The organism is Nonomuraea sp. NPDC048901, assembly GCF_040649695.1.
Classification (GTDB): Bacteria; Actinomycetota; Actinomycetes; order Streptosporangiales; family Streptosporangiaceae; genus Nonomuraea.
Window position 1 is genome coordinate 154,652 of sequence record NZ_JBEZFW010000018.1, and the last position, 14,313, is coordinate 168,964.

The 14,313-nt window shown below is 69.1% G+C and carries 12 protein-coding genes and 1 pseudogene; 6 read left to right on the top strand and 7 right to left on the bottom strand.

The window, feature by feature from the left end:
- Positions 1 to 94 precede the first annotated feature (94 nt).
- Together AB0C30_RS44955 and AB0C30_RS44960 are read left to right on the top strand one after the other, a co-directional pair.
- The gene (locus tag AB0C30_RS44955) at positions 95 to 1,408 is read left to right on the top strand and encodes a hemolysin family protein (protein ID WP_357955720.1); all 1,314 of its coding nucleotides are present in this window, start codon (positions 95 to 97) and stop codon (positions 1,406 to 1,408) included.
- Positions 1,405 to 2,424 (top strand): hemolysin family protein, encoded by a 1,020-nt coding sequence (locus AB0C30_RS44960; RefSeq protein ID WP_357955722.1) that lies wholly within the window; start codon positions 1,405 to 1,407, stop codon positions 2,422 to 2,424. Before AB0C30_RS44955 ends, AB0C30_RS44960 begins: the two co-directional genes overlap by 4 nt.
- A gap of 6 nt (positions 2,425 to 2,430) precedes the next feature.
- Here the strand turns inward: AB0C30_RS44960 and AB0C30_RS44965 are convergent, their stop codons facing one another.
- The 6 genes from AB0C30_RS44965 to AB0C30_RS44990 form a co-directional block, all read right to left on the bottom strand.
- Complete coding sequence (locus tag AB0C30_RS44965; protein ID WP_357955724.1) at positions 2,431 to 2,889, bottom strand: hypothetical protein; 459 nt, start codon at positions 2,887 to 2,889, stop codon at positions 2,431 to 2,433.
- A gap of 159 nt (positions 2,890 to 3,048) precedes the next feature.
- Entirely contained in the window at positions 3,049 to 4,302 is a 1,254-nt protein-coding gene (locus AB0C30_RS44970; protein WP_357955726.1) for an amidohydrolase family protein, read from the bottom strand.
- Positions 4,299 to 5,108: an ABC transporter ATP-binding protein gene (locus AB0C30_RS44975; RefSeq protein ID WP_357955728.1), complete on the bottom strand. Its 810-nt coding sequence runs from the start codon at positions 5,106 to 5,108 to the stop codon at positions 4,299 to 4,301. The genes AB0C30_RS44970 and AB0C30_RS44975 overlap by 4 nt, the downstream gene beginning before the upstream one ends.
- On the bottom strand, positions 5,101 to 6,807 hold the full coding sequence (locus AB0C30_RS44980) for a dipeptide/oligopeptide/nickel ABC transporter permease/ATP-binding protein (protein ID WP_357955731.1): 1,707 nt from the start codon (positions 6,805 to 6,807) through the stop codon (positions 5,101 to 5,103). Before AB0C30_RS44980 ends, AB0C30_RS44975 begins: the two co-directional genes overlap by 8 nt.
- Positions 6,794 to 7,849, bottom strand: coding sequence for an ABC transporter permease (locus AB0C30_RS44985; RefSeq protein ID WP_357955734.1), 1,056 nt, complete (start codon positions 7,847 to 7,849; stop codon positions 6,794 to 6,796). Before AB0C30_RS44985 ends, AB0C30_RS44980 begins: the two co-directional genes overlap by 14 nt.
- A 27-nt stretch (positions 7,850 to 7,876) precedes the next feature.
- Positions 7,877 to 9,418, bottom strand: coding sequence for an ABC transporter substrate-binding protein (locus tag AB0C30_RS44990; protein ID WP_357955736.1), 1,542 nt, complete (start codon positions 9,416 to 9,418; stop codon positions 7,877 to 7,879).
- Between the two features lie 251 nt (positions 9,419 to 9,669).
- On the opposite strand from AB0C30_RS44990, the pseudogene AB0C30_RS44995 reads away from it, so the two are divergent.
- The 4 genes and pseudogenes from AB0C30_RS44995 to AB0C30_RS45010 form a co-directional block, all read left to right on the top strand.
- A pseudogene (locus tag AB0C30_RS44995) lies at positions 9,670 to 9,783 on the top strand (AsnC family protein); the annotation flags it as partial.
- Positions 9,784 to 9,810: 27 nt separating this feature from the next.
- Positions 9,811 to 10,680 carry an Lrp/AsnC ligand binding domain-containing protein gene (locus AB0C30_RS45000; RefSeq protein ID WP_357955871.1) on the top strand — a complete coding sequence of 290 codons (870 nt, stop codon included), beginning with the start codon at positions 9,811 to 9,813 and terminating at the stop codon, positions 10,678 to 10,680.
- A 144-nt stretch (positions 10,681 to 10,824) separates the two neighbouring features.
- The gene (locus AB0C30_RS45005) at positions 10,825 to 12,078 is read left to right on the top strand and encodes an amidohydrolase (protein WP_357955738.1); all 1,254 of its coding nucleotides are present in this window, start codon (positions 10,825 to 10,827) and stop codon (positions 12,076 to 12,078) included.
- Between the two features lie 286 nt (positions 12,079 to 12,364).
- A complete protein-coding gene (locus AB0C30_RS45010; RefSeq protein ID WP_357955739.1) occupies positions 12,365 to 13,186 on the top strand; it encodes an SAM-dependent methyltransferase in 822 nt (273 codons plus the stop codon).
- 2 nt (positions 13,187 to 13,188) lie between these two features.
- On the opposite strand, the gene AB0C30_RS45015 is transcribed toward AB0C30_RS45010, so the two are convergent.
- Positions 13,189 to 14,031, bottom strand: coding sequence for a helix-turn-helix transcriptional regulator (locus AB0C30_RS45015; RefSeq protein WP_357955740.1), 843 nt, complete (start codon positions 14,029 to 14,031; stop codon positions 13,189 to 13,191).
- Between the last annotated feature and the right edge of the window lie 282 nt (positions 14,032 to 14,313).

Here is a 14,313-nt window from a genome sequence, read left to right on the forward strand (position 1 = left end):
ACGCCCCAAGCTTCCCACTCGCCGGCTTACGCCGGTGCCGGTCGTCGCGCCGCGTTGGCTTCCACCAGTCCTTCGCCGGTGCTAGCTTTCGCCCGTGATCCTGAATGTGGTCTTCCTGCTCGGGGCGCTGGCCTTGATCGTGGCCAACGGGATCTTCGTCGCGGCGGAGTTCTCCCTGGTGACGGTCGAGCGCGTACGGGTCCATCAGCTGGCGGAGTCCGGAGACCGGGGCGCGCAGGGGATCGAGGCCGCGGTGCGGCGGCTGTCGTTCCACCTGTCCGGGGCGCAGCTGGGCATCACCGTCACGTCGCTGCTGCTCGGCGTCGTGTCCGAGCCCGCCATCGCCGGCCTGCTGGAGCCGCTTCTGGGTAGCGTCCCCGCCGCTCCCGGCGTCGCCGTCGCCCTGGCGATCGTCATCTCCACGGTGGCGCAGATGGTCCTGGGCGAGCTGGTGCCCAAGAACGCCGCCCTGTCGAGGCCGATGGCCGTGGCCAGGGTGGCGACGCCGCCGCAGCGGGTGTTCTCCGCCGCGTTCGGGCCGCTGATCAAGCTGTGCAACGCGGTGGCCAACGGCATCGTCCGGTGGCTGGGGGCCGAGCCGCAGGAGGAGCTCGCCTCGGCCCGCTCCCCCGAGGAGCTGAGCCTGCTCGTACGCCTGTCGGCGGAGGCGGGGGCGCTCCAGCCGAGCACCGCCGCCATGCTCCAGCGGGCCCTGCGCTTCGGCGGCAAGAACGCGGCGGAGGCGATGACCCCTCGTACGGACTGCGTGACCATAGCCGGATCCACCAGCGTCGCCGAGTTCCTCAGGCTGGCCCGCCGCACCCGGCATCTGCGCATCCCCGTGTGCGGCACGGAACTGGACGACATCCTGGGCGTGGCGAGCGTGCCGCGCGCGTGCGCCGTGCCGGAGCAGGAGCGGGAGCGGACGCCGGTGTCCGCGATCGTCCGGCCGGCGGTCCAGGTGCCCGAGTCGGTGAGCCTGGAGGTGGTCCAGGAACGGCTCAGCTCGACGGGCGTCGAGATGGCCGTGGTGATCGACGAGTACGGCGGCTTCGCGGGCGTCGTCACCGCGGAGGACCTGGTGGAGGAGCTGATCGGCGACATCGCCGACGAGTACGACCTGCCGGAGGAGGAGTCGGCGGAGCCCAAGGCCGCGCTGCTCGCGCCGGGCGCCTCGGTGAGCGTGCCGGCCGTGCTGACGGCGGACGAGGTCGAGGAACGTACCGGCTTCCGCATGCCTGAAGGGCCCTACGAGACGCTCGCGGGGCTGGTGCTGGCCCGGCTCGGCAGCATCCCCGATCCTGGCGACGAGGTGGAGGTGGGCGGGTGGAGGCTCCGGGTGGAGGCCATGCGTAGCCGGCGCATCGAGCAGGTCACTCTCACCGCGCCGAGGCGGGAGCATCCGTGACCATCGGCGACGGCTTGGCCCTGGTGCTGCTTCTGGCGGTCAACGGGTTCTTCGTGGGCGCCGAGTTCGCCCTCATCTCGGCGCGCCATACCCAGGTCGAGCCGCAGGCGCGGGCGGGTTCGCGCCGGGCGCAGGCGGTGCTCGCCGCCATGAACACGGTGCCCAAGATGCTCGCCGCGGCCCAGCTGGGCGTGACGCTGGCCTCGCTGATGCTCGGCGCGTTCGGCGAACCGGTGGTTTCGCGGGCGGTGGAGCCGCTGTTCGCGGCCGTGGGGCTGCCCGAGGAGATGGTGCATCCGGTCGCCTTCACGCTGGCGCTGCTCCTGGTGGTGTCCGCGCACGTGATCATCGGGGAGATGGTGCCGAAGAACCTGGCGCTGTCCGGCCCGGACACGGCGGCGCTGTGGCTGGTGCCCCCGTTGTTCGTTCTGGCCCGGGCGATCGGCCCGGTGCTCACGTTGATCCAGGCCATGGCGGGTGCGGCGCTGCGGTTGCTGCGGATCCCGCCGGCCGACGAGATCCACACCGTCTACACCTCGGCGGAGCTGCCGGTGCTGATCGAGGAGTCCCGCCGGCACAAACTGCTGCGGCAGGACGAGCGGGACCGGATGATCGCCACGCTCGCGCTGCACGCCCGGCCGGTCCGGACGGTCATGGTGCCCATCGGCGAGGTGGTGAGTGTCCCCGCGACGATCGACAGCCTCGGACTGCAGGAATACTCGGGCCGCCACGGGCACTCCCGCTTCCCCGTGCACGGTGACAGCCCCGCCGAGCTGCGGGGCTACCTGCACGTCCTGGACGCGCTCAACGGGCACGGAATCCGTCAGCCGCTGCCGATCCGCGCCCTGCCGCTGATCGCCGGCACGGCGACGCTCGCGGACGTCCTGGCGACCATGCGTCAGCGCCGCGCCCAGCTCGCCGCCGTGACCGGCGACAAGGGGCAGGTGCTCGGCGTGGTCACCCTGGACGACGTGCTCAGCGGGATAGTTCGCCAGCCTTCCAGAGGCCCTTCATGACGGTATTCAGGGCATCTTGTACTCCGCGGCCTTGCCGCAGTAGCTGACCCCGATCGGCGAACTGCTGAACCGGCACACCTGTACGACCACGCGATCGATGGCGGCGACCCCCGCCGGATCCGACAGCGAGAAGGAGAGCGGGACCTGGGCGTCGTCCGCCTTGTAGGTCTCCGAGTCGACGAGAGTGGTGCCGTTGTAGGCGTTGAAGACGGCGCTGGAGTACATGCCGTCCCGAGAGCAGGGCGAGAGGGCGGCGTCATCGGACAGGTACCCGTCGACCTTGACGGTCGGCCGGATCACCGGCCCCGCCGTCCAGTCCAGCGTCCCTTCGGTGATCCCGCGAAAGCATGAGTCGCCGGAGTCGGCGTGGAACCTCACCGCCGCCTGGGCCGACGCCACGGACTGGACCGTCAGCAGAGCGGCGGCGACCAGGGCGCCCAGCGCCAGGTGAACAGGTAAACGCATGCGATTTGACCCTTCCCTGTCATGGTGATCCGAGCCCTCATCGTGAACGACGGATCCGGGCTGCGCCACCCCTGACGGTGGAACCCCAGCTCGCCGAGCTCAAAGCGCACCCCTTGCCGTTGGATGACCCGTCCGGCCCCCGACTTCCACTCGGCGGAGTCAGCCGGCCGTCCCGAGCTTATTCATGACGTCGTCCTTCATGACGACGCCCGCCTGCATCACGATCTCGATGTGCGCGGGATCGGCCAGCGCGTGGATGTCGCGCAGCGGATCGGCGTCGGTGACCACGAGGTCGGCGAGCTTGCCCGTCTCCAGCGTGCCCACCTCGTCGGAGATGCCGAGCGCCTCGGCCCCGGTCCGGGTGCCGGCGACGAGGGCGTCCATCGGGGACATGCCGAGCTCGACGAGATGGCCGAGCTCGCGCAGGTTCTGGCCGTGCGGGCACACCCCCGCATCCGTGCCCAAGGCGATCTTGGCCTTGCGCGCGATCGCGTGACCGATGTTCTTCTTGGTGATCTCGGACCACTTCACCTTCTTGGCGTAGTGGTAGGGCTGCATCTTCTCCTTGTCGATCGCGAACACGGTCGACAGGGTCGGGACGAGGAAGGCGCCGCGCTCCTCCAGGAGATCGAGTCCTTCGTCGTCGATGCCGTACCCGTGCTCGACGCTGGTCACCCCGCCCCGCAGGGCGGTCAGGATCCCCACGCGCCCCTGCGCGTGGGCGGCGATCGGCTTGCCGCCGTGCCGGTCGAGCTCGTCGACGATCGCCCGTACCTCGTCCAGGCGCAGGCCCTCGTCGTCGGGATGGTCGTGCCTGCTGCCCATGCCACCGCTGGTGCAGATCTTGACGAGGTCGGCCCCCTGGCGGAGTACCCGGCGCGTCGCCCGGCGGGCCTCCTCCACGGTGTCGGCCAGCTCGATCAGCTCGGGGACGGTGTAGGCGACCTCTCCGCCGGGCACATGGAAGTCCCCGTGGCCCGCGGTGTGACTGATCGGGCTCACCGCCAGCTTCAGCCGGGGTCCGGCGATCAGCCCGCGCTCGATCGCCTCGCGGAAGCCCATGGACAGCCCGCCGAGATCGCGCGCGCTGGTGATGCCCGCCTCGAGCGTCTCCCGGATCCGCGCGGCGGACTCCAGGTGGATCAGGGCCGGGTCGTTCTGGAGGCGGTGGTACGGCCCGTTCGCCAGGGCGAACCCCAGATGCACATGACAGTCGATGAATCCGGGCAGAAGCGTCCGGCCCCGCAGATCGCGTACGTCCGCGTCGCGGCCGTCCGGGGCCTCGGCCGCCCTGCCGACGAACCCGATGACGCCGTCCGAGGTCACCTCCAGCACGCCGTCCTCGATGGGCGGGCCTCCGGTGCCGTCGATGATCCTGACGTTGGTGAGCCGAAGTTTTCGCTGCAGCCTCAAGAGGCGTCCTTCCGTGGCCTGGGCCGGATGTCGAAGCCTGGTGCGCCCGGCACCGAGTCGAGCAGGGTGCGCGTGTACTCGTGCCGCGGGCGCTGATAAAGATCCGCCGCCGGGGCCTGTTCGACGATGTCGCCGTGGTAGAGCACCACGACCTCGTCGCTCACGTGCCGGATGACGGCGAGGTTGTGCGAGATGAACACCATGGTCAGATCGAGTTCGCGGCGCAGGCTCGCGAGGAGGTTGAGGATCTCCGCCTGGACCGAGACGTCGAGCGCGGAGGTGATCTCGTCGGCGATCACCACCTCGGGCCGGATCATCAGGCCGCGGGCGATGGCCACCCGTTGCCGCTGTCCTCCGGAGCACTCGTGGGGATAGCGGTCGATGGTGTCGGCCGGCATCCTGACGGTCTCGAGCCAGTGGACGATCTCGTCCCGGTGCGTCTTCACCTTCGCCCGGCGCGGGTCCATGGCCTCGGCGAGTGCCTCGCCGATCGTGCGGCGGGGATCAAGTGACGAGTAGGGGTCCTGCGGGATCATCTGGACCTTCCGCCGCATCGCCCGGCGGTCCGCGCCGCGTGCGGAGGACACGTGCACGCCGCCGACCTTGACGCTGCCCGCCGACGGCCGGACGAGCCCGACCAGCGCCTTGGCCAGCGTCGACTTGCCCGATCCTGACTCTCCGACGATGCCGACCGTACGGCCCCTGGGGACGTCCATCGTGATGCCGTGCAGGATGCGCGTCGCGTTGCCGCCCCAGCCGTAGCCCACCTCGAGGTCGCGCACCTCGACGGCGATCGCCTCATCCATGCGAGTGCTCCTTCGCGTGCTCCGGGTCGCTGGGCCGGTCGGCCACGGGGCCGTCGATGTCGGGTGCGGCTTCCAGGAGTTTCTTCGTGTACGGGTGGCGGACGGTCTCCACGGCGAGGTCCACCGCGGCGATCTCCTCCACGATCTCCCCGTGGTACATCACGAGGACGCGGTCGCACAGCGCGCGTACCACCCCGATGTCGTGCGAGATGAACACGATCGAGGCGCCGAACTCGCTGTTGACCCGCTTGAGCTCGCGCAGGATCTCGGCCTGGACGGTCACGTCCAGGGCCGTCGTCGGCTCGTCGGCGATGATCAGGCGCGGCTCGACGGCCAGCGCGGTCGCGATCATCGCGCGCTGCCGCATGCCGCCGGAGAGCTCGTGCGGATGCTGCTTCATGCGGTGTTCCGGCCTGGTCATCTGGACCACCTTGAGCGCGTCGAGCACGCGCTGCCTGGCCGCCTGCGCGCCGAGGCCCTTGTGGGTACGCAGCACCTCGGTGAGCTGACCGCCCATGCGGAGCGCGGGATTGAACGTCGAGCCCGGATCCTGGTAGATCAGGCTGACCGCCTCCGCCATGAGCGCCGGCGCGACGGGCCGGCGCAGGTCCAGATCGCCGATGGCCATGCGGCCGGCCGTCGAGGTCAGGCCGTCCGGCAGCAGCTGTGCGAGCGACATCGCGGTGAGGGTCTTGCCCGAGCCGCTCTCGCCCACGATGCCGACGATCTCTCCCCGTCTGATGCCGAAGGAGATGCCCTTGACCAGCGGTTGGTCGCCCGAGTGGATCCACAGGTCGCGGACGTCGGCGAGGTGGTCGCTCTCCGGCACCGCCTCGTCCTGGCGGGCGGGAGGTGCTGTGCTCCGGCCCGCTGCCGTGCGCCCCCGAGGGTTCGCCGCCGCCGCGAGCCCGTCACCGATCAGGACCGCGCCCAGCCCGGTCAGGATGACCAGGGCCGCCGAGCCCGCCATCTGGAAGGGCCGGCCCGCCAGGAGCGACGGCAGGGCCTCGTTCAGCAGCTTGCCCCAGTCGTAGGAGGGCGACTGGACGCCGAGGCCCACGAACGACAGCGCGGAGATCGCCGTGAGCGTGGCCGCGAACGTCGAGGCCGACAGCACGAGCAGCGGCTCGGCCATGTTGGGCAGCATGTGACGGATCGCGATCCGGCCGTGGCTCACGCCCAGGAGGCGGGCGGTCGAGACGTACTCCTGCTGGGAGACCTTCGCGGCGAGGTTCGCGGTCAGGCGCGCGAAGTAGGGGATGCCGGACAGGCCGATGGCGATCACCGCGGAGGAGCCGCCCGCGCCGAGCACGGCCGCCACGACGAGCGCGAGCAGGAGCCCGGGGAAGGCCACCATCGCGTCGATCACCCGCAGGCAGATCTCCCTGACCCGGGGCGGTACGAGCCAGACGCCCGTACCCAGGACGACACCGAGGACGACCGCTATGGCCGTCGCGCCGACCGTCATCAGCAGGGTGAGGCGGGTGGCGACCAGGCTGCGCAGCAGGACGTCGTGGCCGGCCGCGTCGGTGCCGAGCGGGTGATCCGAGGAGGGCGCGGCGAACCGCGGGCCCAGCGCGTTCGCCTGGCCGGCGAACAGGATCGGGGCCAGTACGGCGATCAGCACGACGCAGCCCAGCACGCCCAGGCCGAGCACGAGCCCGGGGTTCCAGCGGCGCGAACGGCTACGCGGAGACATGTGACCCCCCGAGGGTCCGTGGGTCGATCAGTCCGAGCAGGACGTCTACGAGGAGGTTGATGATCGCGGTGATCATGCCGATGACGAGGACCATGCCTTGGATGACCGGATAGTCGCGGTCGAGGATGGCCTTGATGATGCCGCTGCCGAGGCCCGGCAGCGCGAACACCGATTCGATGATGATCGCGCCGCCGACCATGCCGGTCAGGATCAGCCCACTCAGGGTGAGCGTGGTGGTGAGCAGGTTCGGCAGCGCCCAGCGGACGTGGCGCCGCAGGGCGGGCAGCCGCCAGCCCCGGGCCGTCCGCATGTAGTCGGTCTCCAGCACGACCGCCATCTCGCGCCGGACGACACGGGAGATGGTGCAGATCGGGCCGATCGCGATGGCCACGGCCGGGAGCACGAACGACGCGGCCCCGAAGCGGGGTGTGTAGGCCGGCGGGAACAGCGGCACCAGCCCGATGCCGAGCGCGAACGTCACGACCAGGAACGACGCCATGATGTAGCCGGGAATCGAATCCAGGAAACCGGTGACCATGCCGAAGGCCACGTCCAGCCACTTGCGCCGGCCGCCGCGCGTGAGCACCCCGATGACCATGCCCAGCGGGACCGAGATCACCAGGACCAGGACGATGCCGGTCACCGCGATGGTCGCGGTGAAGGGCAGGCGGTTCACGATGAGTGACGACACCGGCTGCCGGTACATGAAGGACGTACCGAGGTCCCCGGTGAAGACACCGCCCACGTGGTCGAGGAATCGCTCCCAGATCGGGCGATCGAGTCCCAGCTCTCCCCTGATGCGCTGGATGTCGGCGAGGTCGGCGTTGGCGCCGGCGATGCCGACCGCCGGATCACCGGGGATGAGCTGGACGATCAGGAACGACACGACCAGCAGCGCGACGAAGATCACCACCAGGCTGGCGAGCCGCCGCACGGCGAATCGGAGCCAGGCGGAGGAGATCCGCGCCGGACGCTGCCGCGCTCCGGTCAGGGGGTCCGGTGGGGGGACCCCCAGAGCACGCGTGGAATCGAGAGAGGCCATGACTGACGCGCCTTCCGGCTATTGGAGCTATTTGACGATGCGGAGCGTGGCGGGGTCGAGGTAGTCGTCGAAGGTCCGGATGTCGAACCCGGCGGCGGCGACCGTGGTGGCGGGCAGGGTCGCCAGCGGGATCGCGTCGACCCGCTTCAGGAACGACTTCTGCGCGGACTGGAGGGCCGAGCACTGCGCGTTGCGGTCGATCTCGCTCATCGCCTTGGTGACGAAGCCGTACCCCTCCTTGTTGAGCTCGCCCGTCTTGTTGCGGCCGCCGTCCTCGGTGGCCGGGCCCATCACCCGCAGCAGGGAGGAGGTGAGGACGCCCAGCTGGTTGTTGTCGCCCTGGACGTTGATGTCCCAGTCCTTGCCGCCGGCCGTGGTCAGCGTGGCCCAGTTGGCGTTGTCGAGCGAGTCGACGGTCACGGTGGCGCCGGCGTTGCGCAGCGCCTCGGCGATGTAGTCGTTGCCGCCCTGCAGCAGGGTGGTGCCGACGATGCGGAAGCGGAGCCCGGTCAGCTTCTTGGTGGCGGCGGCGAGATCCTGGGCGACCAGCAGCGACTTGTCGGTGTTGACACAGGCCAGCTTGGCCGACCCGACCGACAGGGTCGTGCTGCCGCGCTTGCCGCTGATGATGTCGCTGAAGGCCTTCGCGTCGATGGCCTGGGCCACCGCGGTGCGCAGCTCCGGCTTGTCCGCGAACACCGTCCCGGGACGCTCGTTGAACAGCAGGTACGTCGTGGTGTTCGAGGCGACCGACGAGGTGAACCCCTTGTTGCCGTCGAAGCGGGCCACGTTCTCGTCGCTGATCGTCCCGACGTCCAGGCTGCCGGCCAGCAGCTGGGTGGCGATCGTCGCGTAGTCGGTGATCGGCGTGAGAGTCACCTGCTTGGCGGCCACGCCCGTCAGCGGCTTGGCGAACTTCGGCCAGGCCGCATATCCCTCGCGCAGCGACAGCTGGTAGGACACCGCGGGCTGCGAGGCGGTCAGGGAGTAGGGGCCGGAGAACGCCCCGGCGACCTTGCCCGCCGCGAGTCCCTTGGTGTCCTTCAGGCCCGCCGGGCACACGATCCCGGCCTGCGGCAGGGTCAGCCCGGTGAGGAAGTCGGACCACGGAGCCGACAACTCGGCTTTCACCGTGCCCGCCTTGTCATCGGGCGTGAACGTCGCGGTGGCCCCGCCCAGGGCCAGCGTACGACCCGAGGAACCCGTCTCCTTGGCCGCGAACCGCGTCAGTGAGGCCGCCACCACGGTCGGCGTGATCGGCGTACCGTCCGAGCAGTTCAGTCCGTTGCGGATGGTGAGCGTGTAGTGCGCGGCGTCCTCGGCGGTCCACGAGGACGCGACCCCACCCGCGAGGGTGTTGCCCGCGTCCTTGCGCACCACCGTGTCGAACAGCAGTCGCGCCACGGTGAAGTCGTCGCCGCCCTTGGCGAGCGCCGGGTCGAAGGTCGCCGGATCGGTGTTCAGCGACATATTGATGGTGTCGGTGGTTCCCCCACCGGCACCACAGCCGACCGCGCCCAGCGCGACCGCGGCCGTCACCGACAGCGCAAGAATCGATTTGCGATACACCAATCCTCCAGGTCCAACCGCGAAAGGAATGGCGTGAGCTTAGGTTCTGCGTGCTACCTGGCGGGTTTTCCCGACCCACTTTGCACGGAATTGCGGGATAAGGCGGGTCGGGTGCACGATCCTTCCGGAAAGGCTGCCTACCGCAGGTTTCCCGCATGTTACCGGCACCCGACGCTTAATTGATCTTGTGGTGACATCTGCGCAGGTGCCCGATTGCGGGGAGGACCTGGCCTTTCCTGCATGATGGACGGATGGTGGACGGGCTGGACTTTCAGATCATCAACGCGCTCCAGATCCACCCTCGGGTCACTTGGGCGCAACTAGGGAGGATTCTTAGGGTTGATCCTTCGACGATTTCCCGTCGCTGGTCGGCGCTCACCCACGAGCGGCAGGTGTGGACGAGTTGTTTCGAGGCCGACGGGCAGCGGTCCCATGGGCGAGAGATCTCGGCTCTGGTCGAGATCAGGTGCGCCCCCGGCCGACGCGTCGACGTGATCGCCGAACTCGGCCGGCAGGGACCCATTTTCAGCGTGCACTGCACCTCTGGTCCCCGCGATCTCTACATCATGGTCTCGACGCACACTCTGCTGTCCATGGACCGCTACATCGACGAGCACATCGCGGTGATCCCCGGCATCGTCGGCACCCAGACACACTACCTGCGGCGCATCTTTCTCGAAGGATCGGGCTGGCGGCTCAACGCGCTGTCCGACCAGCAGGTCGAGGCGTTGCGCCTGCTCCGGCCGTCCGAACCCCCCGAACACCGCAAACCCACCCACCGCGAGGTGATCACCGCGCTCAGCACGGACGTGCGCCGGACGGCCGCCGACATGCAGCGAGAGCTGGGCCGCTCGATCTCGGTGATCTCCCGGGACATCGACGCGCTGCTCGCGGCGGACTGGGTCAGATGGCGCGTCGACTTCGCGCACACCCTCATGGGCTGGTCGGCCGCGGCGGTGCTGTGGCTCGACGTCCAGCACTCCGAGATGGAACGCCTCGTCTCCATGCTCCGGTCGCTGGAGAATGTACGGATGTGCGCGTCGGTGACCGGCGCCACCAATCTGGCGGTCTTCCTCTGGTTGCGCGATCTCCAGGAGCTGGACGAGATCGAGGGCAAGCTGGCCTCGCTGTTCCCGAAGGCGCCGATCAAGGACCGATGGATCGTGCCAAGGATCGCCAAGCGCACCGGCTACATCCTCGACCTCGACAGCCGGCGCCTGCGTTACGTGCCGGTCGGCGGTCAGCCGGTATTCGAGGACTAGCTCGACGCGACTTCGTGCGGACCATGCTCGGAAATTTGGTGTTTCGTGCAGAATCGCGCGCGATCGACCCCGCTCCGCGGTGCCTTCCCTAGCCTGAGCGAGGCGGCCGCCCGGCCGTCGATCATCGTGGCGAGAAGGAGTCTTGTGGACTTCGAGCAGCTCAGGGCGCTTCGGCGAGAAGTGCACCGCAATCCGGAACCCGCGTTCGTGGAGATCGGGACAGCGGCCCGGATCAAACAGGCCATCGACGGCCTGCCGGTGCGGGTCCTGACCGGGAAGGACGCCCACGACCTCTCCCCCGTCGTGAACTACCCGTCACCGCAAACGCTCGACGAGTGGGAGGCTCGCGCGGTCGCGTCCGGCGTTCCCGCCGAAAGTGCCAGGTACTTCCGGGAGAACGGCACCGCGATGGTCGTCGATCTGGCCGGCGACCGGCCGGGCCCGCGATGGGGCCTGCGGATCGACATCGACGCGCTGCCGATGCGCGAATCAGACGATCCCGCTCACTTCCCGGTCGCGAACGGCTTCGCCGCGACGAACGGCGCGATGCACGCGTGCGGCCATGACGCGAACGTCGCCATGGGTGTGGGCCTGCTGCATCGTCTCGCCGACCGCGACTTCGCGGGCTCGCTGCGGATCCTGTTCCAGCCCGCGGAAGAGGGCGTACGGGGCGCGCAGACGATGATCGACGCCGGGGTCGCGGACCCGATCGACACCATGCTCGCCGTGCACATGGCGGGCGACTTGGGCGTCGGCTCGGTCGTGGGCAGTTTCACCGGCGGCATGGCCACCCGCAAGCTGAAGGTCGACTTCACCGGCAAGGCCTCCCACGCCGCCGGTTCGCCGGAGACGGGTCGCAACGCGCTGCTCGCCGCCGCCATGGCCGCGCTGGGGATCATGGCGATCCCGCGCTTCAGCTCCGCGGACACCCGGCTCAACGTCGGCACGCTCGTCGCCGGTGACGGAGTGAACATCGTGCCGTCCGCGGCGGTGCTGACCTGCGAGGCGCGCGCCACGGATGACGAGGTCGTCGATGAGTTGGTGGACCGGATCCGGGCCGTCGTGGAGGGAGCCGCCCGCACGCAGGGCGTCGAGGTGGCGCTCGCCGTGATGGGCCAGTCCTCGACCGTGTCCCCTGACGACGAGGTGATCGACCGCATCGTCGAGGTGGCCGGTGCGCTGCCCGAGGTGGCGGAGGTGATCAGGACGCAGGCGTTCGCCGGGAGCGACGACGCCAACCTGCTCATCCGGCACGTGCAGCGGCGCAACGGTAAGGGCGCGTACCTGATGATCGGCGGCGCCAGCCCCGGGCCGCACCACAGCGCGAACTTCGACGTGGTGGAGGAGGCGATCCCGATCGGCATCGACATCCTCGCCTCGCTGATCCGCCAGAATTGAGCGTCGCCTCCCTGACGTACGGGTTGTGCCGTCTGGCCCGCGGGCCCGGCGGCACCTGACTGAGTGCCTCGCGCGGCGTGTAACAGTTGCGCCAACCCCCGGGAATCAGTCAAGATCAGTTCATCTGCGCACGGTTCTGGGCAGAAAGCGCCAACCAGACATCCGTCTTAAGCGGCAATTTTTTATCTGGAAGGTTAGGAGATCCCGCTTTAAGGCGTGACAGCGCGACGATACGCCAGGACACTCAGCTTAGAGCCATATATGCGATAAAAGAGGAGACGATGTCGTGGCGGATGAATCCTTCGACAACGATCCCGCACTCCCCTCCAAGATCGACGCCAGCAAGCCGCATCAGGCCCGGGTGTGGAACTATTGGCTGGGCGGAAAGGACAACTACCCGGTAGATCGCGAACACGCCGAGCAACTCCGGCAGATCTATCCGGGAATGGAGGATATCGCCCGCCACGCCCGCGCGTTCCTGGGCCGCGCCGTCCGCTATCTGGCGGAGGACGCCGGCATCCGGCAATTCCTGGACATCGGCACCGGACTGCCGACGGTCGACAACACCCATGAGGTCGCTCAGCGGGTGGACCCGTCCTGCCGCGTCGTCTATGTCGACAACGATCCCCTGGTGCTGGTACACGCCCAGGCTCTCCTGGCCAGCGACCCTCGGGGGGCCTGCGACTACATCGAGGCCGATGTACGCGAGCCGGCCGCCATCCTGGAGTTCGCGGCCAAGACGCTGGACTTCAGCCGGCCGACCGCCCTCATGCTCCTCGGCGTGATGGGCACGATCTTCGACGACGACCAGGCGCACGCGCTGACGCGGCAACTGCTGGACGCTCTGCCGTCGGGCAGCTACCTGGTGTTCGAAGACGGTACGAACACCATCAAGCCCGACGCGGCCGCGGAGGCCGGACGGCTCCACGACGAGGAGCAGTCGTACTCCTACCGCCTGCGCACCCCGGACGAGATCGCCCGGTTCTTCGACGGCCTGGAACTGGTGGATCCGGGCGTCGTCTCCGTCTCCCGGTGGCGGGTGGAGTCCTCGGTGTTCGGCGTGCCCGACGAGGTGGACGCCTTCTGCGCCGTGGCCCGCAAACCGTAGCCCTACGGGGTGCCGTCGATCTCCTCGTCGATCTCGTCGATGATCTTGTTGATGATCGCCGGCGTCACGGCCGACGGCTGCGCGTGGATGCCCAGCTCGTCCATCAGGTGCTGGTACGGGTGCACGTCGGAGGCCCTGGTGAGATACTGCGCGCTGGCGATCTGCTCGAGGTAGACCACGTCGTCGAGCTCGGCCTGGGCGAAGCGCAGCATGGTGATGGGGCCGACCCCGCCGATGTGGCCGCAGTAGCTGAACGGAAGCACCTGGATGGTGACGTGCGGCAGCTTCGCCATCTCCTTGAGGTGCTCGAGTTGCCCGCGCATCGTGGGGCCGTCGCCGACCCGGCGGCGCAGGGCCGCCTCGTCCAGCACCACCCAGAGCTTGGGCGCCATGGGCCGCGTGAGGATCCGCCGGCGGCGCATCCGGAGCGCGAGCCGGCGCTCGATCGCCTCGGGCGGGCAGCCCTGGTGGCCGCAGGTGATCACCGCGCGGGCGTAGTCCTCGGTCTGGAGCAGGCCAGGGATGTATTGGACCTCGTACGTACGGATCATCGCCGCGTCCTGCTCCAGCCCGAGGTAGTCCTCGAACCAGTCGGGCACCACCTCGCGGTATTCGTGCCACCAGCCCGGCGCGTTGGCCTGCTTGGTCAGTGAGAGCACGGCCTCGCGCTCGGCCTCCTCGACCACGCCGTAGAGGGTGAGCAGGTCGGCCACGTCGCGCAGCTTGAAACTGGTCCGCCCGCATTCCAGGCGGCTGATTTTGGAATGCGAACCCCGGATGGCGTATCCCGCGGCTTCACGCGTGATCTCCCGCGACTCGCGCAGCCGGCGTAGTTGCCTCCCCACCAATATCCGCAGCGCTGTCGGCCCGGACTGACGAGTCTCCCAACCTGGAATTTCGGTCAGGTCGTCAATATTCCGAGCATTCGGCATATACGCTCCTAGGTCGGAAACTGTGGCAGTCTGACGCGCAGACAATCCTGCCACGCTAGCCAGCTCCGCCGCCACGAGCCAGGTTAATAGCGGAAATACCAGGTCACGGGATGGGCACAGCGCTTGACCACCGCTTGACCACCGTCTGACTGCTTCCGATCTGGCTCCGATCTGCCGCCGATCGGGCGATAACAT

Coding starts and splice junctions, on each gene's coding strand:
- AB0C30_RS44965 (WP_357955724.1), bottom strand. CDS start 2,889: ATGCGTTTACCTGTTCACCTGGCGCTGGGCGCCCTGGTCGCCGCCGCT.
- AB0C30_RS44975 (WP_357955728.1), bottom strand. CDS start 5,108: ATGGATGAGGCGATCGCCGTCGAGGTGCGCGACCTCGAGGTGGGCTAC.
- AB0C30_RS44980 (WP_357955731.1), bottom strand. CDS start 6,807: ATGTCTCCGCGTAGCCGTTCGCGCCGCTGGAACCCCGGGCTCGTGCTC.
- AB0C30_RS44985 (WP_357955734.1), bottom strand. CDS start 7,849: ATGGCCTCTCTCGATTCCACGCGTGCTCTGGGGGTCCCCCCACCGGAC.